The sequence below is a fragment of the Paraburkholderia sp. FW306-02-B genome (assembly GCF_058782725.1).
Window position 1 is genome coordinate 1524038 of the sequence record NZ_JBYSXZ010000001.1, and the last position, 20851, is coordinate 1544888.

Annotated in this window: 16 protein-coding genes, 1 tRNA gene and 1 pseudogene; 12 read left to right on the forward strand and 6 right to left on the reverse strand. The window is 62.9% G+C overall.

Annotated elements, in window-relative coordinates; all coding sequences use genetic code 11:
• Window positions 1-48: 48 nt before the first annotated feature.
• A pseudogene (locus AC3WOG_RS06695) lies at window positions 49-232 on the reverse strand (YadA C-terminal domain-containing protein); the annotation flags it as partial.
• A gap of 264 nt (window positions 233-496) precedes the next feature.
• On the opposite strand from AC3WOG_RS06695, the gene AC3WOG_RS06700 reads away from it, so the two are divergent.
• The 4 genes from AC3WOG_RS06700 to AC3WOG_RS06715 all read left to right on the forward strand — a co-directional run bounded on the left by AC3WOG_RS06700 (window position 497) and on the right by AC3WOG_RS06715 (window position 4446).
• Window positions 497-1513, forward strand: a complete 1017-nt coding sequence (locus AC3WOG_RS06700; protein WP_492577248.1) for a YVTN family beta-propeller repeat protein — start codon at window positions 497-499, stop codon at window positions 1511-1513.
• A gap of 70 nt (window positions 1514-1583) precedes the next feature.
• Complete coding sequence (locus AC3WOG_RS06705) at window positions 1584-2582, forward strand: sterol desaturase family protein (RefSeq protein ID WP_492577249.1); 999 nt, start codon at window positions 1584-1586, stop codon at window positions 2580-2582.
• A 171-nt stretch (window positions 2583-2753) separates the two neighbouring features.
• Window positions 2754-3584 carry an EI24 domain-containing protein gene (locus AC3WOG_RS06710; RefSeq protein ID WP_492577250.1) on the forward strand — a complete coding sequence of 277 codons (831 nt, stop codon included), beginning with the start codon at window positions 2754-2756 and terminating at the stop codon, window positions 3582-3584.
• A 19-nt stretch (window positions 3585-3603) separates the two neighbouring features.
• The gene (locus AC3WOG_RS06715; protein WP_492577251.1) at window positions 3604-4446 is read left to right on the forward strand and encodes a competence/damage-inducible protein A; all 843 of its coding nucleotides are present in this window, start codon (window positions 3604-3606) and stop codon (window positions 4444-4446) included.
• Window positions 4447-4635: 189 nt separating this feature from the next.
• Here AC3WOG_RS06715 and AC3WOG_RS06720 read toward each other — a convergent pair whose 3' ends face one another.
• A complete protein-coding gene (locus AC3WOG_RS06720) occupies window positions 4636-5100 on the reverse strand; it encodes a rhodanese-like domain-containing protein (RefSeq protein WP_492577252.1) in 465 nt (154 codons plus the stop codon).
• A gap of 440 nt (window positions 5101-5540) precedes the next feature.
• Between AC3WOG_RS06720 and glnA the strand changes: the two genes are divergently transcribed.
• The 4 genes from glnA (at window position 5541) to AC3WOG_RS06740 (ending at window position 12104) form a co-directional block, all read left to right on the forward strand.
• A complete protein-coding gene (gene glnA, locus AC3WOG_RS06725; protein WP_492577253.1) occupies window positions 5541-6956 on the forward strand; it encodes a type I glutamate--ammonia ligase in 1416 nt (471 codons plus the stop codon).
• Window positions 6957-7182: 226 nt separating this feature from the next.
• Window positions 7183-8325 carry a nitrogen regulation protein NR(II) gene (gene glnL / locus AC3WOG_RS06730; protein WP_492577254.1) on the forward strand — a complete coding sequence of 381 codons (1143 nt, stop codon included), beginning with the start codon at window positions 7183-7185 and terminating at the stop codon, window positions 8323-8325.
• Window positions 8326-8360: 35 nt separating this feature from the next.
• Window positions 8361-9878, forward strand: coding sequence for a nitrogen regulation protein NR(I) (gene ntrC, locus AC3WOG_RS06735; RefSeq protein ID WP_492577255.1), 1518 nt, complete (start codon window positions 8361-8363; stop codon window positions 9876-9878).
• A gap of 108 nt (window positions 9879-9986) precedes the next feature.
• Window positions 9987-12104: a prolyl oligopeptidase family serine peptidase gene (locus AC3WOG_RS06740; protein ID WP_492577256.1), complete on the forward strand. Its 2118-nt coding sequence runs from the start codon at window positions 9987-9989 to the stop codon at window positions 12102-12104.
• Between the two features lie 50 nt (window positions 12105-12154).
• On the opposite strand, the gene xth is transcribed toward AC3WOG_RS06740, so the two are convergent.
• The gene (gene xth / locus AC3WOG_RS06745) at window positions 12155-12931 is read right to left on the reverse strand and encodes an exodeoxyribonuclease III (protein ID WP_492577257.1); all 777 of its coding nucleotides are present in this window, start codon (window positions 12929-12931) and stop codon (window positions 12155-12157) included.
• Between the two features lie 219 nt (window positions 12932-13150).
• On the opposite strand from xth, the gene AC3WOG_RS06750 reads away from it, so the two are divergent.
• Window positions 13151-13438 (forward strand): hypothetical protein, encoded by a 288-nt coding sequence (locus tag AC3WOG_RS06750; RefSeq protein WP_115105025.1) that lies wholly within the window; start codon window positions 13151-13153, stop codon window positions 13436-13438.
• Between the two features lie 91 nt (window positions 13439-13529).
• A tRNA-Met gene (locus tag AC3WOG_RS06755) sits at window positions 13530-13606 on the forward strand.
• Window positions 13607-13681: 75 nt separating this feature from the next.
• Here the strand turns inward: AC3WOG_RS06755 and AC3WOG_RS06760 are convergent.
• Complete coding sequence (locus AC3WOG_RS06760; protein ID WP_492577258.1) at window positions 13682-14380, reverse strand: aspartate/glutamate racemase family protein; 699 nt, start codon at window positions 14378-14380, stop codon at window positions 13682-13684.
• A gap of 205 nt (window positions 14381-14585) precedes the next feature.
• Between AC3WOG_RS06760 and AC3WOG_RS06765 the strand changes: the two genes are divergently transcribed.
• Window positions 14586-15878 (forward strand): amidohydrolase family protein, encoded by a 1293-nt coding sequence (locus tag AC3WOG_RS06765; RefSeq protein WP_492577259.1) that lies wholly within the window; start codon window positions 14586-14588, stop codon window positions 15876-15878.
• Window positions 15879-15986: 108 nt separating this feature from the next.
• Here the strand turns inward: AC3WOG_RS06765 and AC3WOG_RS06770 are convergent, their stop codons facing one another.
• Window positions 15987-18092, reverse strand: coding sequence for a M3 family metallopeptidase (locus AC3WOG_RS06770; protein ID WP_492577260.1), 2106 nt, complete (start codon window positions 18090-18092; stop codon window positions 15987-15989).
• A gap of 320 nt (window positions 18093-18412) precedes the next feature.
• On the opposite strand from AC3WOG_RS06770, the gene AC3WOG_RS06775 reads away from it, so the two are divergent.
• On the forward strand, window positions 18413-19528 hold the full coding sequence (locus AC3WOG_RS06775; protein WP_492577261.1) for an acyltransferase family protein: 1116 nt from the start codon (window positions 18413-18415) through the stop codon (window positions 19526-19528).
• 137 nt (window positions 19529-19665) lie between these two features.
• Here the strand turns inward: AC3WOG_RS06775 and folD are convergent, their stop codons facing one another.
• The gene (gene folD / locus AC3WOG_RS06780; protein ID WP_492577262.1) at window positions 19666-20523 is read right to left on the reverse strand and encodes a bifunctional methylenetetrahydrofolate dehydrogenase/methenyltetrahydrofolate cyclohydrolase FolD; all 858 of its coding nucleotides are present in this window, start codon (window positions 20521-20523) and stop codon (window positions 19666-19668) included.
• Between the last annotated feature and the right edge of the window lie 328 nt (window positions 20524-20851).

A 20851-nucleotide genomic window follows, 5' to 3' on the forward strand; every position in this document is an offset into this window, starting at 1 on the left:
TGCCAAAGCCTTCGCAGTGACTGGCTCAGGTCGAGCCAGCCCTGCGTCTTACCAGTGCATGCCGGCGCCGACCGACGCGCCGAACTGGCCACGCGAGTCGGTGGTGCCTTGCACCTTGTAGACCGTGTTCGCCCGTTTCAGACAGCTGCGACACGCCGATGGCCATCGCCGACTGGCCGCCGTAGGTACCGCCGGCAATCGCAACCATGCCGCGACCCGGCAAGACCGCTTGCGACCGCGTTCGCGCCCATGGCGATTGCGTTCGTGCCGGTGGCATTGGCCTGTAATTTTGCAAATTAAAATGGTTTTATACGGTCCGCCGCCGACTCTCCTGCATAAAATCGGCGCTTGGTTGTCGATGCGCCAGAATTCGCTGGCAGACTCGCCTCTGGGTGCCGCGCATTCCCGTTTTTCCGCGCACCACACCCGCATCCACGTCAACCGCTCCCCGCGGCAAACGTTCTACAATGACGGTCGTTCTCCGAAGTGAGTTTTCATGCGTAAATTTTTTCTTCCCGGCGTGACTGCCACGTTCGCCGCAGGCGCTGCGCTGGTCGCCGCCGCAGGCTTTTTTTCTCCGGCGGCCCACGCCAACAACGTGATCGTGCTCAATTCCGGCGAAGCCACGCTGAGCCTGATCGACGAGACGACTCGCCAGGTCGTCGGCACGGTGCCGACGGGCAAGGAACCGCATCACCTGATGGCCACGCCGGACAATTCGTCGCTGATCGTCGCGAATTCGGTGTCGAACAACCTGATGTTCGTCGATCCGAAGTCGGGCAAGGTGCAGCGTTGGATCGAGAATATCGAGGATCCGTACCAGATCGGCTTTTCGCCTGACCGCAAGTGGCTCGTCACCACCGGTCTGCGTCTGGACCGCCTCGACATCTATCACTATGACGCCCAGAACAACATGACGCTGGCCTCGCGCCTGCCGCTCGCGGTGATGCCGAGCCACATGGCGTTCACCAGCGACAGCAAGACGGTGTTCGTCACACTGCAGGTTTCGGGTGAACTGGCCGCGATCGATCTGGCCACGCAAACCGTCAAATGGAAGATGAAGGTCGGCAAGGTGCCGGCCGGCCTGTGGATGACGCCGGGCGAAAAGTACCTGCTGATCGGCATGACCGGCGCGGATTACGTCGCTGTGGTCGACTGGCGCAATCAGAAGATCGTCAAGACGATCCAGACAGGCAAGGGCGCGCACAACTTCCGCTCGCTGGCTGACGGCAAGCACGTCGCGGTGTCGAACCGCGTTGCGAGCACGATCAGCATCATCGACGAAGACACGCTCACCAACGTCGGCGACATCACCGGTTTGATGCCGGGGCCGGACGACATGGAACTTTCCGCCGACAAACGCTATCTGTGGGTTACGTTCCGCTTCGCGAAGCACGTCGGCATCATCGACCTGAATTCGCGCAAGCTGATCCAGACGATTGCCGTCGGCCGTTCGCCGCACGGAATCTATTTCTTCAATCGCGCGCCGGTGACGGCGCCGAACGGCGCGTAATGCAGCACCAAGGCAGCACCAAGGCAGCACGTCAACGAGCCGTCACGAATGAAGTAACCAGGCTAGCACCATGTTCCATCTGATTTTTTCTTCTCTCGACAGCTTCGTCTCAGCCGTGCAGACGCTGCTGTACGTCGACGTGGTGCAGCCGCTGCTGTTCCGTTTCGACCTGATGGACTACGACGAAGACACTTTCGACAGCCTGTATTGGGTGCTCGTCGGCGTCTTCGAGGTGCTGGCGATGTACGCGGTGCTGCGCCCGCTCGAGGCGCTGCGCCCGGTCGAGCAGTGGGAAAACCGCAAGGCGGTGCAGGTCGACGTGATCTACACCTGGATCGCCAAGCTCGGCATCCTCAACCTGTTGTTCTTTTTCGCGCTGCAGCCGTTCTTCGACAACGTGCAGGCCTGGCTGCGGCTGCATAACATCGCGAATATCGAGTTCGACAATCTGTGGCCGGGCGTCACCACGCAGCCACTTGTCACGTTCGTGATGTATCTGCTGGTGCTCGATTTCGCCGGTTACTGGTATCACCGCTGGGAGCATCGGATCGGCGTGTGGTGGGAGCTGCACGCGGTGCATCACAGCCAGCAACAGATGTCGCTATGGTCGGACGACCGCAACCATCTGCTCGACGATTTGTTGCAGGCGTCGTTTTTCGCCGCGATCGCGCTGGTGATCGGCGTGCCGCCGTCACAATTCGTCGTGCTGGTGGCGATCACGAATCTCGCGCAGAGCGTGCAGCACGCGAACATCCGCCTGTACTTCGGCTGGCTTGGCGAGCGTCTGCTGGTCAGCCCGACCTTCCATCGCCGGCATCATGCGATCGGCTACGGCCACGAAGGGCTGAAGTACGGCTGCAACTTCGGGGTGCTGTTCCCGTGGTGGGACATGCTGTTTCGCAGCGTGTCGTGGAGCCGCGAAATGGAGCCCACCGGCATCCGCGATCAACTCGAAGGCCGCCGCTATGGCGACGGTTTCTGGGCGCAGCATTGGCTCGCTTTTGTGCGGATCGCCGGGCGGCTCTCGTCGAAGCGCCGCGCGGAAGGCAGCGACCCCGCTGCAGTCTGAACATTCTCCCTCTCGCGCCGCCGGTTTCCCCGGCGGCGCGTCGCGTGGTTTATCCTGTCCACGTTTTCGCGTGCGTTCCTGGTTCGCTTGTTGGACAGTGTCCTGGTCCGTATCCCGGTTCGTTTCGCTGTTCCCCTTGTCCCATTGTTTTGTTCACCGGCACTGGCTCGCATGAATGATTTGTTGCGCTCGTTCGGACGCGCGCTCACAAGCGCGCTCCACCCGCGCATGCTCTGGCTGACCTTCATGCCGTTTCTCGCGGCAACGGTCGGGTGGGGTGTGATTCTCTGGTTTTCCTGGCAGACGCTGATCGGCGCGACCCGCACATGGCTCGAAAGCTGGTCGTTTACCGTCACGCTTTATCATCTGTTCGACTGGCTCGGCTTTTCGGCGCTGCACACGGCAATCGCGCCTTTTATTGTGATTGCGATGGCGATTCCGCTGATCGTCGTCAGCGTGCTGCTGCTGATCGCCACGCTGTCGATGCCGGCGGTGATCCGCTTTCTGTCGGCGCGGCAATTCGCGAGCCTTGAAATGCGCCGTGGCGGAACGTGGTACGGTAGTCTCGGCCAGGCGCTGTGGACCACGCTGGTCTGTCTGGTGCTGCTGATCGTCACGTTGCCGCTCTGGCTGGTGCCGCCGTTTTTTGCGCTGATTCCGCCGTTGCTGTGGGGCTGGCTGACCTATCGCGTGATGAGCTACGACGCGCTCGCGCTGCATGCGACGCGCGACGAACGGCGTCAGCTGATGCGGCGTTTCCGGCTGCCGCTACTGCTGATCGGCATCGCCAGCGGTCTGCTGGGTTCGCTGCCGACGCTGCTGTGGGCGTCGTCGGTATGGATGATCGTGCTGTTCCCGGTGATTACCGCGGTGACGATCTGGATCTACGCGTTCATCCTCGTGTTTTCGGCCCTGTGGTTCGGCTACTACTGTCTGCGCGCGCTCCAACGCATGCGCGCGGAAGAGCACGGCGCGCGGCACGCGGCGCCGGTTCCTTACTGATTGAACGGAAGAGGCGACAATGGCATTTGGCGTCATCATCATCGGCGATGAAATTCTGTCGGGCAGACGTATCGACAAGCATCTGCCGAAGGTCATCGAATTGCTGGGCGCGCGTGGACTGTCGCTCGGCTGGGCGGAGTACATCGGCGACGATCCGGCGCGCATCACGGCGACGCTGCGCCGTACGTTCGCGTCGGGCGACATCGTGTTTTCGACGGGCGGCATCGGCGCCACGCCGGACGACCACACGCGCCAATGCGCGTCGGCCGCATTAGGCGTGCCGCTCGAGCTGCATCCGGAAGCCGCCAGATTGATTCAGGAGCGCATCCGCGACATGCATCCGGCTAACTCGGCCACGCCGCTCGATCTCGACTCGGCGGAAAACCGCCATCGTCTGAACATGGGCACGTATCCGCAGGGCGCGTCGATCATTCCGAACGGCTACAACAAGATTCCGGGATTCTCGATCAAGGAGCACTACTTCGTGCCGGGCTTCCCGGTGATGGCGTGGCCGATGATCGAGTGGGTGCTGGACACCCAGTACGCGCACCTGCATCACGCGATGCCGCATGCGGAAAAGTCATTGCTGGTGTTCGAGTTGCCGGAGTCACGCCTCACGCCTTTGATGGAAAAGATCGAGCACGACTTTCCGGGCGTGCGGGTGTTCAGCCTTCCGAGCGTCGGCGATGCCGAGCGCGGTGGCGTGTATGCGCGGCACCACATCGATCTGGGCGTGAAGGGCGAGCCCGAAGCGGTGGCGGCGGCGTTCGTCAAACTGCGCGAGGGCGTGCATCTGCTGGGCGGCGATATCGTCGAACCGGAGGCGGCTGCAGCTGCGGTTGCGGCTAAAGCGCGCGGTTGATCCACGCCACGTAAGCCGTCTGCGCCGCGCGCCAAACCTCGGGCGCGCTCGCGCCCACGCCTGACCAACGGCTCAAACGGCAAGACTCGACGCATCATCGGCCTGTCAAATCCAGCGCCGACGATGCGTACTTACACCGCGCGAACCACGCGCCGTCAAAAGCGATTCTGACGGACGCGCATCTTCTCTTTAGGCGCCAATCCACGGCAAGCCGCGAAAACACCAGCCCGACACCGTCTTCCGATGCCCTTGGCCGTCCTTGTCGCCTTCGAAGCCTTCCAGCAGGTCGTACGCCTTCGTGAAGCCAACTTGGGTGGCGGCGATCGCGGCGAGCTTGGAGCGCGCGGCGCTGCGGCACAGAAACAGCACCGGCGTATCGGGCGAGGCCGCCTGGCTCAGTTGATCGAGGAATTCCCGGTTCGGCACGGCGCCCGGGTAGCGCGTCCATTCGATATGCACGTATTGACCGTCGCCAATCACCGGCCGGCCAACCCAATCGAGTTCGGCGCGGGTGCGCACGTCGACGAGACGCGTGCGCGGATCGAGTTGCAGCAGTTCGAACGCCTCCGCGGGCGACACCGCGCCCGCGTAGGGCAGCTGGCTCTCGGTGCGGCGTTTTTCCGCCTGGGCGTACAACTGTTCGAGCGTGCTCATGAGCGCAAATCTCCTTCCGTCCAAATGACCATTCTAGCGCGCGGCGTGCGGCGCGGATGCCGCCCACAGTCAGAGTCAGGGATGCGCACACGGCTGCCCATGAAATGCCCCTGACTGGTGCAAATCATTGAAAATGCACCAAAATAAAGACTAACTCGGCCTTCGCATTTGCGGTGGCACTTATTTGGTGCATTGTTCCGTTCAAAGATATCGGGGCTGCATGTCATTCGGTGCGTGCATTCCCCGCAAACGCGCGCACAATATGGTTCTGCGCCTGCTTGGCGCATACATGGCACAGAAGCTGCTTTATTGGTCCCGATCGATTTGTCCCAGCAAATCTTTATGTCCGCCTTCAACGATCCGGGGTGGACGCGCCGGGACGGGTCAGCTAGATTGGGCGGCGGCTGAACCCGCCGAATTCGTTAATCAGGAGATAGGTTATGAGTAAATCCGTGGCCGACGTCGTTCAACTCGTCAAAGACGAAGACGTCAAGTTTGTCGACTTCCGTTTCACCGACACGCGCGGCAAGGAGCAACACGTTTCGGTGCCGGTGTCGGCATTCGATGAAGACAAGTTCGAAAGCGGCCATGCGTTTGACGGTTCGTCGATTGCCGGCTGGAAGGGCATCGAGGCATCGGATATGTTGCTGATCCCGGACGCGAACACGGCCTTCATCGACCCGTTCTACGAAGAGTCGACCCTCGTCCTGACCTGCGACGTCGTCGAACCGGCTGACGGCAAGGGCTATGAACGCGACCCGCGTTCGCTGGCAAAGCGCGCTGAAGCGTATCTGAAGAGCACCGGCCTCGGCGACACGGCCTACTTCGGTCCGGAACCGGAATTCTTCATTTTCGACTCGGTCCAGTGGAACACGGATCAGTCGGGCTGCTTCATCAAGATCGGTTCGGAAGAAGCACCGTGGTCGTCGGCGAAGGAATTCGAAGGCGGCAACACCGGCCACCGTCCGGGCACGAAGGGCGGCTACTTCCCGGTCGCTCCGGTCGACACGTTCCAGGACATCCGTTCGGAAATGTGTCTGTTGCTCGAACAGATCGGCATCCCGGTCGAAGTGCACCACCACGAAGTCGCGGGCCAGGGCCAGAACGAAATCGGCACGAAGTTCTCGACGCTGGTGCAACGCGCCGACTGGCTGCAGCAACTGAAGTACATCGTCCACAACGTCGCGCACACGTACGGCAAGACGGCAACGTTCATGCCGAAGCCGGTGGTCGGCGATAACGGTTCGGGCATGCACGTTCACCAGTCGATCTGGAAGGACGGCCAGAACCTGTTCGCAGGCAACGGTTACGCAGGTCTGTCGGAATTCGCGCTGTTCTACATCGGCGGCATCATCAAGCATGCTCGCGCGCTGAACGCGATCACGAACCCGTCGACGAACTCGTACAAGCGCCTCGTGCCGCACTTCGAAGCACCGGTGAAGCTGGCTTACTCGGCACGCAACCGTTCGGCATCGATCCGCATTCCGCACGTGTCGAACCCGAAGGGCCGTCGTATCGAAACGCGTTTCCCGGATCCGATGGCGAATCCGTACCTGTGCTTCTCCGCGCTGATGATGGCGGGTCTGGACGGCGTGCAGAACAAGATTCACCCGGGCGAAGCTGCCGACAAGAACCTGTACGACCTGCCGCCGGAAGAGGATGCAAAGATCCCGACCGTGTGTGCAGGCCTCGACCAGGCGCTGGACGCGCTGGACGCGGACCGCGAATTCCTGACGCGCGGTGGCGTGTTCACGGATTCGATGCTCGACGCGTACATCGAACTGAAGACGGGCGAGCTGCAACGCTATCGTCAGTCGGTGCACCCGATCGAGTTCGAAATGTACTACTCGCTGTAAGCGGCAATGACGCTTCGCCCTTCAAACGGCGAAGCGCTTGCCCGACGCTCGCGATCGGTCACGAAGGGACGGCGGCGCCGTCCCTTTTTTGTTGGACCCGAATGAGGCTCCGGCCTGAACGTTTGCGATGCACAGGGCAATAAGCACCGCCACAGGCGGCACCATAAGCAGCACCACAAGCGGTACCCTGATTTATCACCATCTCCTATCGGCCACAGACTGCAAGATGGTTCTCAAGAATCTGATCAAGGCAAGGAAAGGGCACGAGCAGACGTTGTCGGATGACGCTCAGCTTGTCAGTTCCGGTTTGCTGCCCGGCTTCGAGGCGTTGCCGACGGTCGTGCTGGTGCTCGAAAAGCGCACGCTGCGCGTCGTGTTCGCGAACCCGTCGGCGGAGTCGATGCTGGAGCTCTCGCGCCGGCAACTGACGCAGATGGCGTGGCCGGACATCTTCACGAATGCGGACGAACTGCTCGCGACCATTTCCGCGATCGCCGCCCACCGTTTTCACGCGACGCATCTGGACGCCGTGCTCGAGCGTCCGGGCCACGAGCTGCTGCATGTGCATGCGATCGTCGGTTTTCTGGAAAGCGCGCAAGACTATGTGCTGCTCGAACTGTTCGAGAACGAGCGGCATTTACGCACCGACCGCGAGGAGCGCATCAACGACCTCACGGCGGTCAACAAACAACTGATCCGCAATCTCGCGCACGAGATCAAGAATCCGCTTGGCGGGATTCGTGGCGCGGCGCAATTGCTCGAGTTCGAACTCGGCGAGCGCCAGCGCGACGAGTTGCGCGAGTACACGCAGGTCATCATCAAGGAATCGGACCGGCTGCAAACGCTGGTCGACCGCTTGCTCGAGCCACACCGTCATCCGCATATCGTTGGCGACGTGAATATTCACGAGGTGTGCGAGCGCGTGCGCCAGGTGATTCTCGCGGAGTTTCCGCGCGGTCTGACGATCGAACGCGATTACGACGTGAGCGTGCCGGATTTGCGCGGCGACAAGGAGCAACTGATCCAGGCGCTCCTGAACATTGTGCGCAATGCGGCCGAAGCGTTGCGCGAACGTATTTCGCAAGGCGACGCGCGCATCGAATTGCGCACCCGGATTGCCCGCAAGATCACCGTGTCGAAACGCTTATGTAAGCTGGCACTGGACTTGCATATCATTGATAACGGCCCAGGTATTCCCGAGGAAATCCGTGACCGCATTTTCTATCCGCTCGTGTCGGGGCGCGAGGACGGCAGCGGTCTCGGTCTGACGCTTGCGCAGACCTTCGTGCAACAACACGACGGCCTGATCGAAGTGGATAGCCGCCCGGGCCATACCGAGTTTCAGATTCTGCTGCCGCTCGACTGCTAACACCAAACGCACCTCAAGACTTCTGACCGAACTATATGAAGCCGATCTGGATAGTAGACGACGATCAATCGATTCGCTGGGTGCTCGAAAAAGCGCTCGCCCGCGAAAATTTCGCGACACGCAGCTTCGCGAATGTGCGCGAGGCATCGGCCGCGCTCGATCACGACAGCCCACAAGTGCTGGTGTCCGACATCAGGATGCCGGGAGGCTCCGGCCTCGAATTGCTGCAAACCGTGCGTGACAAGGTGCCCGGCTTGCCGGTCATCATCATGACGGCGTTCTCGGACCTGGATAGCGCGGTCGCCGCGTTCCAGGGCGGCGCGTTCGAGTATCTCGCCAAACCGTTCGACGTCGACAAGGCGGTCGAATTGATCCGCCGCGCGGTCGACGAAAGCATGCGCGGCGAACAGACGTGGGACGACCGCGTCGCCGATGCACCGGAAATGCTCGGCCAGGCGCCGGCAATGCAGGATATGTTTCGCGCGATCGGCCGGTTGTCGCATTCTGCGGCCACTGTGCTCATTACCGGCGAATCAGGCACCGGGAAGGAACTGGTCGCGCGTGCGTTGCACCGACATAGCCCACGCGCGAACGGTCCCTTCATCGCTTTGAACACGGCGGCGATTCCGAAGGATCTGCTGGAATCCGAACTGTTCGGGCATGAACGCGGCGCATTTACGGGCGCGCAGGCCATGCGCCAGGGGCGCTTCGAACAGGCCGAGAACGGCACGCTGTTTCTCGACGAAATCGGCGATATGCCGTTCGATTTGCAGACACGCCTGTTGCGCGTGCTGTCGGATGGGCAGTTCTATCGCGTCGGCGGCCACAATCCGTTGCGCGCCAATGTGCGCGTGATCGCGGCGACGCACCAGAATCTCGAATCGCGCGTGCGCCAGGGCCTGTTCCGCGAGGACTTGTATCACCGGCTCAATGTGATCCGCTTGCGTTTGCCCGCCTTGCGCGAGCGCAGCGAAGACATTCCGCTGCTCACGCGCCACTTCCTGCAAAAGAGTGCGCGTGATCTGGGCGTCGAACCGAAACGCGTGTCGGAGGAAGCGCTTGCGTATCTGGCGTCGTTGCCGTTTCCGGGCAACGTGCGGCAACTGGAGAATCTCGCCAACTGGCTGACGGTGATGGCGCCGGCGCAGACCATCGAGATCAAGGATTTGCCGCCGGACCTCGGGCCGGCGCAAGCGGGCGTGACCGACCTCGCGGGTGGGGGCGGTGGTGTGCTCGGCACGGGCGAAGCCGGCCTTGCCGGCGGCGCTCCGATGAACGGGATCAGCGCGTCGGCGCTGCCGGCCACAGCGACTGGCCTGCCGGTCACGACACCCGTCAGCGCCTGGGAAGGCGGCTTGCGTACCGAAGTCGCGCGGATGTTGCGTGAGAACGCGGCGGATGTGATGGACGAACTCGCGCGCCGTTTCGAAGCCGCGGTGATTCGCGAAGCGCTGGATTTCACGCGTGGGCGCAAGGTCGAAGCGGCGGAACGGCTCGGCATCGGCCGCAATACGATTACCCGCAAGATTCAGGAACTCAACCTCGAGCCTTGAGGTTTGTATTGCCGGCCGGGGCGGCTTAAATGTCGCCCCGGCTGCTCGTCAAAAGCCTTCGGGCTCTCGCAAGGCATAATCGACGCTGTTTTCATTCGACAGCTCACGATGCCTGCTTCTCCGGTTCCCTTTTCCTGGCCGCTTTCCCCCGATCCCTTTCTGTCGCTCGAAGCGCTCGACGACCCTGACGCGCTTGCGTGGGTCGAAGCGCAGAATGTCCGCACGCGCGCGGCATGGTGCGGCAGCGCGGCGTTCGACACGCTCAGGCTAAAGCTCGCGGATGCCTATCTGCCGCGCGAGCGCCCGGTCATCCCCGATCGCTGGATGGATTGGGCCTACGATCTATGGCAGGACGAGCGCAATCCGAAAGGTCTCTGGCGGCGCACGCCATGGGCCGCCTGGCGTAGCGGCGCACCCGTCTGGCAGAACCTGCTCGACTTTGACGCGCTCGGCGCCGCGGAAGGCACGCCATGGGTCTGCGTCGAACTCGATATTCTCTATCCGGACGGCGATCGCGCGCTGATCACGCTGTCGCCTGGCGGCTCGGATGCGCTGGTGGTGCGCGAGTTCGACATCGGCGCCCAGCGTTTTGTCGACGACGGTTTCGTCATCGCGAAGGCCGGCAAGCACACGGCTTCATGGATCGATCGCAATACGCTTTACGTCGGTTGGGACAATGGCCGCAAGACGCTGACGCGCTCCGGCTATCCGCGCGAGGTGCGGCGCTGGACGCGGGGCAGTGCGCTGGCTGCGGCGCCGGTCGTGTTCAAAGGCACGTTCGACGATATCGGCGTCGAAGCGCACTACGATCCGGTCGAGCAGCGCCACACGGTGGTGAGCAGCGTCGATTTCTTCGATTCGCACACGTATTACCTCGCCGCCGCCGATGCTGCCGCCGCCTGGCGCCAGTACGAGGTGCCGTCGCACGTGGCGGTCGACGGCTGGCAGGGCTGGTTGCTGCTGGAGCCCCGGTTCGATTGGGATTGCAATGGCGTGCGCTTTTCCGGCGGCGCGTTGCTGGCGATCCGCGAAGCCGCCTTTTTGCGCGGCGAGCGCGAGGTGGTGCCGCTCTTCACGCCGACGCCGCAAACGTCGGCCTGCGAGTGGACCCATACGCGTCACCATCTGATCGTTTCGTATCTGGAAGACGTGCAGAGCAGGACCGTCCTGTGGACCCCGTCGCAATCCTCCGATGAAACGTGGCAATGGAATCAGCGCCTGTTTCCGTCGCGCGGCGACGAGCAAGCCGACGTCTCGCCGGTCGAACCGACGTTGAACGACGAAGTGTTCGTCGATACCGACGATTACCTGCAACCGCCCGCGTACTGGCTCGCCGATCTCGCCCGTGACGATCTGACCGACTGGGAATTGCTCGACCGCTGGCCGACCCAGTTCGACGCGGCGCCGTTCGCCGTGACGCGCGGCCATGCGGTGTCCGCCGACGGCACGTGGGTGCCATACACCGTGATCGGGCCACGTGCAGTGCAACAAAATACCGCACAGCACACGCGGCCTTGCCTGCTCAACGGCTACGGCGGCTTCGCGATCCCGTTGACGCCGAACTATCTCACCGGGCCGGGCATCGGCTGGCTGGAGCGGGGCGGCGTGTATGTGGTCGCGCATATTCGCGGCGGCGGCGAGTTCGGCACGCAGTGGCACACGGCGGCGCAAGGCGAGCATCGCCAGCGCGCGTTCGACGACTTCATCGCAGTCGCCGAGGCGCTGATCGACAGCGGCGTGACGAGCGCCGCGCAACTCGGCATTCAGGGCGGCAGCAACGGCGGCTTGCTGGTGGCGGCGTGCATGGTGCAGCGGCCCGAGTTGTTCGGCGCGGTGGTGTGCGAAGTGCCGCTGCTCGATATGAGCCGCTATCACCTGCTGCACGCGGGCGCGTCATGGATCGACGAATACGGCGATCCGGACGAGCCCGACGAAGCGCGCGTGCTGGCCGCTTATTCGCCCTATCATCGCGTCGCTTCCGATGTGGCGTATCCGCCGGTGCTGTTCACGACATCGACTGCCGACGACCGCGTGCATCCGGGCCACGCGCGCAAGATGGCCGCGCGGATGCAGGCGCTCGGCGCCGACAAGGTCTGGTATCGGGAGAACATGGAAGGCGGGCACGGCGGCTCCGATGAACTGGAGCAGGCCGAGCATGACGCGATGGTGTTCGAGTTCTTGTGGCGCTGTTTGAGCGGCCCGGCAAGGGCTGCGAATAGCGCCTGATAAGGCTCCAGCCCTTGTGTCCGGCCGGGGCTGGCCGGACCCCGGCCGGATCAGTCGATCTGCGCCACTACCGGCGCATGGTCCGACGGCTGCTCCCACTTGCGCGGCGTCTTGTCGACTTCGCAAAGCGAGCAGGCTTGCGCAAGCACTGTCGACAGCAGAATGTGGTCGATCCGCAGCCCGGCGTTGCGGCGAAACGCCATCATCCGGTAGTCCCACCACGAGTAGATCTTTTCCGGCTGGTCGAACAGACGGAACGCATCGGCAAGACCGAGTTCGATCAGCCGCACGAACTCGGCGCGCTCTTCGGGCGACACCAGATTCTGGCCTTCCCATGCTTGCGGATCGTGCACGTCGCGATCTTCCGGCGCGATATTGTAGTCGCCGAGTAATGCGAGTTTCGGATACAACGCCATTTCGCTCGCGATCCAGTCGTGCAGCGCGGCCAGCCAGCGCAGCTTGTACGCGAATTTATCGGTGCCCGGCGCCTGGCCGTTCGGGAAGTACGCGGAGATGATGCGCACGCCTTCGACGGTCGCGGCGATCACACGTTGCTGCGGGTCTTCGAAGCCAGGAATATTGCGCACGACGCTGGTTTCGTCGACGTTCAGGCCTTCGCGCACCAGGATGCCGACGCCGTTATACGTCTTCTGGCCCGCGTACCAGCTCCGGAAGCCTTTCGCTTCGAGCTCGGCGCGCGGGAATTTATCGTCGGTCAGCTTCAGTTCCTGCAGACCGAGGACGTCGGTGTGACTGGTTTCGAGCCAGTCGATCACGTGCTGCTGGCGGACTTTGAGGGAATTGACGTTCCAGGTGGCGATTCGCATGTCGTTCGGTAAATTGTGTTCGCCAGGCGGCGAGAGGGTGCCGGTTAGCCGGTTTCAGCGCTGCAATCGCCGCTATCATGCACCGGTTTGCAAATTCAGGTCCAGCGCAGTGCAGCAAAGCTGCTGATCCGGCGGCCGCGACAGCCCCAAAATATTTACTCGTGCGCCACATGCCGCAGCGTATAGTGGGATTACACTCACGCGCATCGGGGATCCATCATGGCCGAATTTTATCCAGCCCTTTATAAGGACTTCGAAGTGCATCCGCTGGTGTTTTCGCGGGAGTTCGACAAGTTCGACGGCCACAAGCGTCACGCCGAAGGTTACGACGTCGCGGTGCGTGTCTGCCGTCCGGGCGCAATCAGCGGTTCGAAGGCAAGCCGTGTGTTCCGGCTTGTGTTGCCGGCGACGTTCTCCGATTTCGGTGTCGCCAAACGCAGCGCGAGCCAGTACGGTGCGGACATTATCGACGGCAAGGTGGAAGGCGCAACAGTCTCCGATCTTTGAGCGCGCAGGCGCGCTGTCTGCGCCGTTCGAAATAATTCCGCACGATTGTTTGACGCTTCGAGAACATCTCTATACAATCCGGTTTCTCTGACGCGGGGTGGAGCAGTCTGGCAGCTCGTCGGGCTCATAACCCGAAGGTCACAGGTTCAAATCCTGTCCCCGCAACCAAGCATTGTTGAAAGCCCGCTGGCGCAAGCCACGCGGGCTTTTTAACTTCTGGCACCGCCCACGTTGTTGTGTCGCTCACTCGGAATCGATCGCCCATTCCACCGCCGCTTGCGCATGTAACGCGGTCGTATCGAACACCGGCAGCGCCGCATCCTCCGGCTTGATCAGCAACGTGATTTCGGTGCAGCCGAGAATCACCGCCTGCGCGCCGCGCGCGGCAAGCCCTTCGATCACACGTTGATACGCCGCACGCGAGCCGCCATCCACGTTGCCGTGACATAGCTCGTCGTAAATGATGCGGTGCACGTCCGCGCGTTCGGCTTCATCGGGAATCAGCGTGTCGAGGCCGTAGCGCTCGCGCAGGCGCCCCGTGTAAAACGTCTGCTCCATCGTATAGCGCGTGCCGAGCAAGCCCACACGCTCGATGCCGGCGGCCCGCAGCGCAGTGCCGGTCGGATCGGCGATATGCAGAAACGGTACCTTGATCGCCTGTTCGATCGCTTCATACACGCGGTGCATCGTGTTGGTCGCCAGCATCACGAGATCGGCGCCGCCTCGTTCGAGGTGCCGCGCGGCATCGGCCATCTGTTCGCCTAGCGCGGCCCAGTCGCCGGCGCGCTGGTTCGCTTCGATCGACGCGAAGTCGACCGTCAGCATCAGGCTGCGTGCGTTGTGGTGGCCGCCGAGGCGCGCCTTCGCGTGGCGATTCATGAGCCGGTAATACTCGGTGGACGATTCCCAACTCATCCCGCCGATCACGCCGATCGTTTTCATGCGCTTGCTCCGCTGTTCGATGATGTGCGCCGTTGTGCGTCGAAGTCGAACGCCGAGTATAGGCCGGCGGCAGGGCGCGCAGCCGGTACGGATTTGCCGCTGCGCGCCGGTACGGCACCTTGATAAAACGCCGGCACGCACATTCTGACGCCGATAGAATCGATATCGGTCAAAGAGGGTCGAAGAGGCTTAAAGGGAGCGATACATGGATCTGATCATCCGCCGCGCGATGCTGCCGCCTGGCGCCGCACTGCAGCAAAAGCAGCCGGTCGACATCGGCATCGAAGCGGACCGCATCGTCGCTGTCGAGTCGAATCTGGCTGCGGCCGCGCGCGAAGAAATCGACGCAGCCGGCTTGCTCGTCACGCCGCCGTTCGTCGATCCGCATTTCCACATGGACGCGACGCTGTCGTACGGACTGCCGCGCGTAAACGCGTCCGGTACGTTACTGGAAGGCATCGCGCTGTGGGGTGAGCTCAAACCGGACCTGACGCAGGAAGCGCTGATCGAGCGCGCGTTGCAGTACTGCGACTGGGCAGTCGCGCGCGGTTTGCTGGCGATCCGCAGTCATGTGGATGTGTGCGATCCGCGTTTGCTCGCGGTCGAGGCGCTGGTCGAAGTGAAGCGCCGCGTCGCGCCGTATCTCGACTTGCAACTGGTCGCGTTTCCGCAAGATGGCCTCTTGCGCAGTGCCGGCGCATTCGAGAATCTCAAGCGTGCGATTGCGATGGGTGTCGACGTGGTCGGCGGGATTCCGCATTTCGAGCGCACGATGGCCGACGGCGCTCAGTCCGTGCGCCTGTTGTGTGAATACGCGGCGGAGCAGGGCTTGCGCGTCGACATGCATTGCGATGAGTCGGACGACCCGATGTCGCGCCATATCGAAACGCTCGCGGCCGAAACCCATCGGCTCGGCTTGCACGGGCGCGTGACCGGCTCGCATCTGACCTCGATGCATTCGATGGACAACTACTACGTCAGCAAGCTATTGCCGCTGATGCGCGAGTCGGGCGTCGCCGCGATCGCCAATCCGCTGATCAACATCACGTTGCAGGGCCGCAGCGACACGTATCCGAAACGGCGCGGCATGACGCGCGTGCCCGAGATGATGGCGGCGGGCATCAACGTCGCGTTCGGTCACGATTGCGTGATGGACCCGTGGTACAGCCTTGGCTCCGGCGACATGCTCGAAGTCGCGCACATGGGCTTGCACGTGGCGCAGATGACGGGCGTCGAGGGCATGCATGCGTGTTTCGATGCGGTCACGGTGAACGCCGCGCGCATTCTGGGCCTTGAAGGCTACGGCGTCGCGCCGGGCTGCGCGGCGAATCTCGTGCTGCTCGATGCACGCGATCCGGTCGAAGCGATCCGCTTGCGCGCCGCACGGCTCGCCGTGGTGAGCCGTGGCAAGGTGGTGAGCCGCGCGCCTGCTGCACGCGCGGCGCTGTTGCTCGAAGGGCGTCCGTCGCAGGTGGACTTCAAACTGCACCGCGGTTAGCCGCAGCGCCGGGCGCTCGAATAAAAAAAGCCGGTGCTTGCTCGCGCAAGTCACCGGCTTTTTTACCGGCGCTAACTAACAGACCAATCCCGCCGATGTTTCAACTCATCAATGCGCCGCCGGCGTCATGCCGTTGTGCCGCAACAGCGCGTCGATATTCGGCTCGCGGCCGCGGAACGCCTTGAACGATTCCATCGCCGGGCGGCTGCCGCCCACTTCCAGAATCTCCTTGCGATAGCGCATGCCGGTTGCCGCATCGAGCACGCTGCCGCTAGCCGCTTGCGCCGCCTCTTCGAACGCGGCGTACGCATCGGCGGACAAGACTTCGGCCCACTTGTAGCTGTAGTAGCCGGCCGCATAACCGCCCGCGAAAATATGGCTGAACGTATTCGGCCAACGCGAAAACTCGGCTTGCGGCACCACATGGAAGCGCTCGTTGATCTCGCGCGCCAGATCGGTGGCGTTCTTCGTACCTGAAGTATCGAAATCGACGTGCAGTTGCATGTCGAACATCGAGAACACGATCTGCCGCAGGGTGCCGAGACCGCTCTGGAAGTTCTTCGCCGCCAGCATCTTGTCGAACAGATCGCGCGGCAGCGGCCTGGCGGTTTCGACGTGCGAGGTCATGTCGCTCAACACGTCCCACTCCCAGCAGAAGTTCTCCATGAATTGCGACGGCAACTCGACCGCGTCCCACTCGACGCCGTTGATGCCCGACACGCCCAGTTCGTCGACACGCGTGAGCATGTGATGCAGACCGTGGCCGAACTCGTGGAACAGCGTGATCACTTCGTCATGCGTGAAGCAGGCGGGCTTGCCGCCAACCGGCGCCGAGAAGTTGCAGGTCAGATAGGCGACCGGCGTTTGTACGCCGCCAGGCGTGTGCTTGTGACGGCCGCGCGCATCGTCCATCCAGGCGCCGCCGCGTTTGCCTTCGCGTGCATACAGGTCGAGATAGAACTGCGCGACGAGGCCGCCGTCCTGATTCTCGACGCGGAAAAAGCGCACGTCCGGATGCCACACGGCCGCTTCGTCGCGACGGATGCGCACGCCGAACAGCGTCTCGGTCACCTTGAAGAGGCCCTTGAACACCGCGTCTTCCGGGAAGTACTGTTTGACTTCGTTCTCGGAGAACGAATAGCGCTTCTGACGCAGACGTTCGGCGGCGAACGTCATGTCCCACGGTTGCAACCCGGTCATGCCGAGTTCGTTCGCGGCGAATTCGCGCAGTTCTTTCCAGTCCTGTTCGGCATGCGGACGCGCGCGCGTGGCGAGGTCTTCGAGGAAGGCCATCACTTGCGCGGGCGATTCGGCCATCTTCGGCGCGAGCGACACTTCGGCGAAGTTGTTGAAGCCGAGCATGTGCGCCTCTTCGGCGCGCAGCTTCAGCTGTTCGGCGAGGACCGCCGTGTTGTCCCATTCGGGTTTGCCGTTGCCGTATTGCGGGCCGAGTTCGGATGCACGCGTCACGTAGGCGCGGTACATCGCTTCGCGCATCGGACGATTTTCCGAGTACTGCATGACAGGGAAATACGACGGGAAGTGCAGCGTGAATTTATAGCCGGTCTTGCCGTCGCGTTCGGCGGCTTCTTTTGCGGCTTCGATCACGTCTTCGGGCAGGCCGGCCAGTTCGGTCTCATTGCCGGCTTCGACGAGGTACGCGTAGGCGTTGGTCGCATCGAGCACGTGATCCGAAAACGCCTTCGACAAGGCTGCCTGGCGCTCCTGCAATTCGGCGAAATGCGGTTTCTGGTCTTCCGGCAATTCCGCGCCGGACAAACGGAAGTCACGCAGCGCATTGCTGAGGATTTTCTTGCGCTCGCCGGTCAGCGATGCAAAATCGCCGCTTGCGTTGAGCGCCTTGTACTTCTCGTACAGCGCGAGATTCTGTCCGACGCTCGACCAGAATTCGGTCACGCGCGGCAGATTTTCGCCGTACACGGCACGCAGCTCCGGCGTATCGGCGACGGCGTTCAAATGGCCGACCACGCTCCAGGCGCGAGAGAGCGGCTCAGTGGCGCGCTCCACCGGCTCGACCACGTCGGCCCATGAGGCGGGCGTAATGGGCTGGGCGGCGCGTTCGACGGCGGCGCTCGCATCGGCGAGCAGCACGTCGAGGGCGGGCGTGACGTGTTCGGGGCGGATCTCGCCAAAGCGCGGCAGGTCGGAGAAATCGAGGAGCGGATTGTCGTGTGTCGAGGGGGTAGTGGACATAAGGCTTCCTGTCTGACGCGGGTGAACGGGTAATCTCGGTGAATCGACGCAGTGAATCGACGGGCGCGCGCTGACAACCCAAGCACGCCCGGTACAGCCATTATTGGGGCAGGGCGCGCCGATTCCAATCCGTCGACAGACAAATTATCAGATGTCGCGGCGCTGTGCGCGGGCGCGGCGTGCCGCGCGTCGCTTGTTCGTCGTTTATGCGTGCGGAATTGGCCGCTTCACTTTGTGCGAAAACGAACGGTGAAAATTGCTGCCGCGCCGCATTGTGGAGAATCGCCGTCCGTCAACGGCACGCTCTGCAAGAGGTATCGATGAATCCGCTTTCGCATGCTCTATCGCGCAACGGCAACAATTTCGACCTCGTGCGGCTGCTTGCCGCCGTCGCCGTGGCGTATGGCCATTCGTATCTGCTGCAAGCGCCCGACGGCACGACCGATTGGGTCCAGAACGCGCTCGGCTTCGACGGTTTCGGGGCGCTCGGCGTCTACGCGTTCTTTCTGCTGAGCGGCATGCTGGTGACCGCCAGCTTCGACCGGCAACGCTCGGTGCCGCGCTTCGTCGCGTTGCGCATCGCGCGCTTGTGGCCGGCGGTGGCGGGCGGCTCGCTAGTGACGGTGCTGCTGATTGGACCACTCTTCACGACGCTGCCGCTGCGCGACTATTTCGCTTCCAGCGTGACATGGGCTAACCTGGACAACTTCTCGACCATCGTGCTGAAAACCGGCTGGGTGCTACCCGGCGTGTTCGAACATAACCGGTTTGCTTTCGATGTCTGCGCGCCGCTGTGGACGCTGCCGCTCGAAGTGCGCTGCTATCTGATCGTGCTCGTGACCGGCATGCTGGGGTTGCTGTCGAGCCCGCGCGGCGTCGTGCTGGCCGTGGCGCTCGGTTGCGCCGCGTTCGTCTTGCGCGTGCATGCGCCGCATTTGCAGGTCGGGTTGCGTGATTTCAGTGAAACGCCCGGCGGCTATTCGTTCTGGCCGGAGCCGTTTTTCATGGTCGGGATGCTGCTGTATGGCTGGCGTGAGCGGATCGACATCAACGGGCTGATGGCCTTCACGCTGCTGATGGTCTTTCTCGTGTTCCGCGATACGGCCGGCGCACAGCCGCTGTTCTATCTGGCCTTCGTGTACGGCGTGCTGTGGGTGGGCACGACGCCGCTCCTGCGCCGCTTCGTGCCGCGCCACGATTACTCGTATGGGATCTATCTGTATGGCTTCATGATGCAGCAATGCGTCGCGAGTATCGCGCCGCACTTAAGCCATGTGACGGCCGTGCTGATTGCCGCGCCGTTTATCTTGCTGTGCGCGGCGCTGTCCTGGCACTTCGTGGAACGGCCGGTGCTGAAGTGGTGCCGGCGGCGTCTCGCGCGTTCAGACGCGCCGAGCGCCGCGGGCCTCTCTCCACGTGATCACGTCGCGCGTTGAGCGTGTCGGGGGCGTTGTTGACCGACGTGATTCGATGCCGATGGATAAGGCCTAAAAAAACCGCCTTAAAAGCGGCCTCCAAACCGCCATGAAAGCCGGCGAAAGCGTTTCGCCGGCTTTGCGCTAGCTGGCTGCGTTTAAGCTTTCGCGGCTTCGCGTTCGGCGGCTTCGATCGTGTTGACGAGCAGCATCGTGATGGTCATCGGACCGACACCGCCCGGCACCGGCGTGATGTAGCCGGCTACTTCCTTGACGCCCGCGAAATCGACGTCGCCGCACAGCTTGCCGACCTCGTCGCGATTCATGCCGACGTCGATCACGGCCGCGCCCGGTTTCACCATGTCCGCCGTGAGAATGTTGCGCAAGCCGGTGGCGGCGACCACCACGTCGGCGTGACGCGTATGGACGGCCAGATCACGCGTCTTGCTATGGCAGATCGTGACGGTCGCACCGGCTTCGAGCAGCAGCAGCGCCATCGGCTTGCCGACAATGTTCGAGCGGCCGATCACCACCGCGTTCGCGCCTTTCAGCGGAATTTCGTAGGCGGCCAGCATCTTCATCACGCCGTACGGCGTGCACGGGCGGAACAGCGGCTGGCCGGTCATCAGCGCGCCGGCATTGGCGACGTGAAAACCGTCGACATCCTTTTCCGGGGCGATTGCCTCGATCACCTTGTGGCTGTCGATATGCGGCGGCAACGGCAGTTGCACCAGAATGCCGTGGATGCGCGGATCGCGGTTCAGTTCGTCGATGCGCGCGAGCAGATCGGCTTCCGGCAAATCGGCCGGATAGCGGTCGAACGACGAGCCGAGGCCGTTGTCGTTACACGCCTTGACCTTGTTGCGCACATACACTTCGCTGGCCGGATTATCGCCGACCAGCACCACGGCGAGGCCAGGCTGATGCCCGCGGGCGGTGAGGGCGGCGGCGCGCGTGGCGACTTCGGCGCGCAGGGTCTTGGAAAGGGCTAGGCCGTCGATCAGTTTGGCAGTCATGGTCGGTCGAGATGGGCGGTTTGGAAAGCGGGACGACGCGGGCGCGCTGGCGCGGCACGCTCGGTGGCGCTTTTCCGCGAACCTGTCGGTTTGGGAAAAGCGCGCGGCGCGAATCGGAAAGACGCGCGCCGCTGCGAAGTCCAACATTATACCGGCGCGGCCCTCGCGTGCCGCGCGCCCTCGACGCCGCTTAAAGCTTATTGCCGACCGTCAAACCACCGCCGGCCCTGCGCTTATTGCTGCACCGCCTGCCAGGAGTCGTGCGGATCGAACGATTTGATGGCCTCGTCGTCATTGCGTTGCGGCAGAGAGAGGCGGGAGCAGAGAA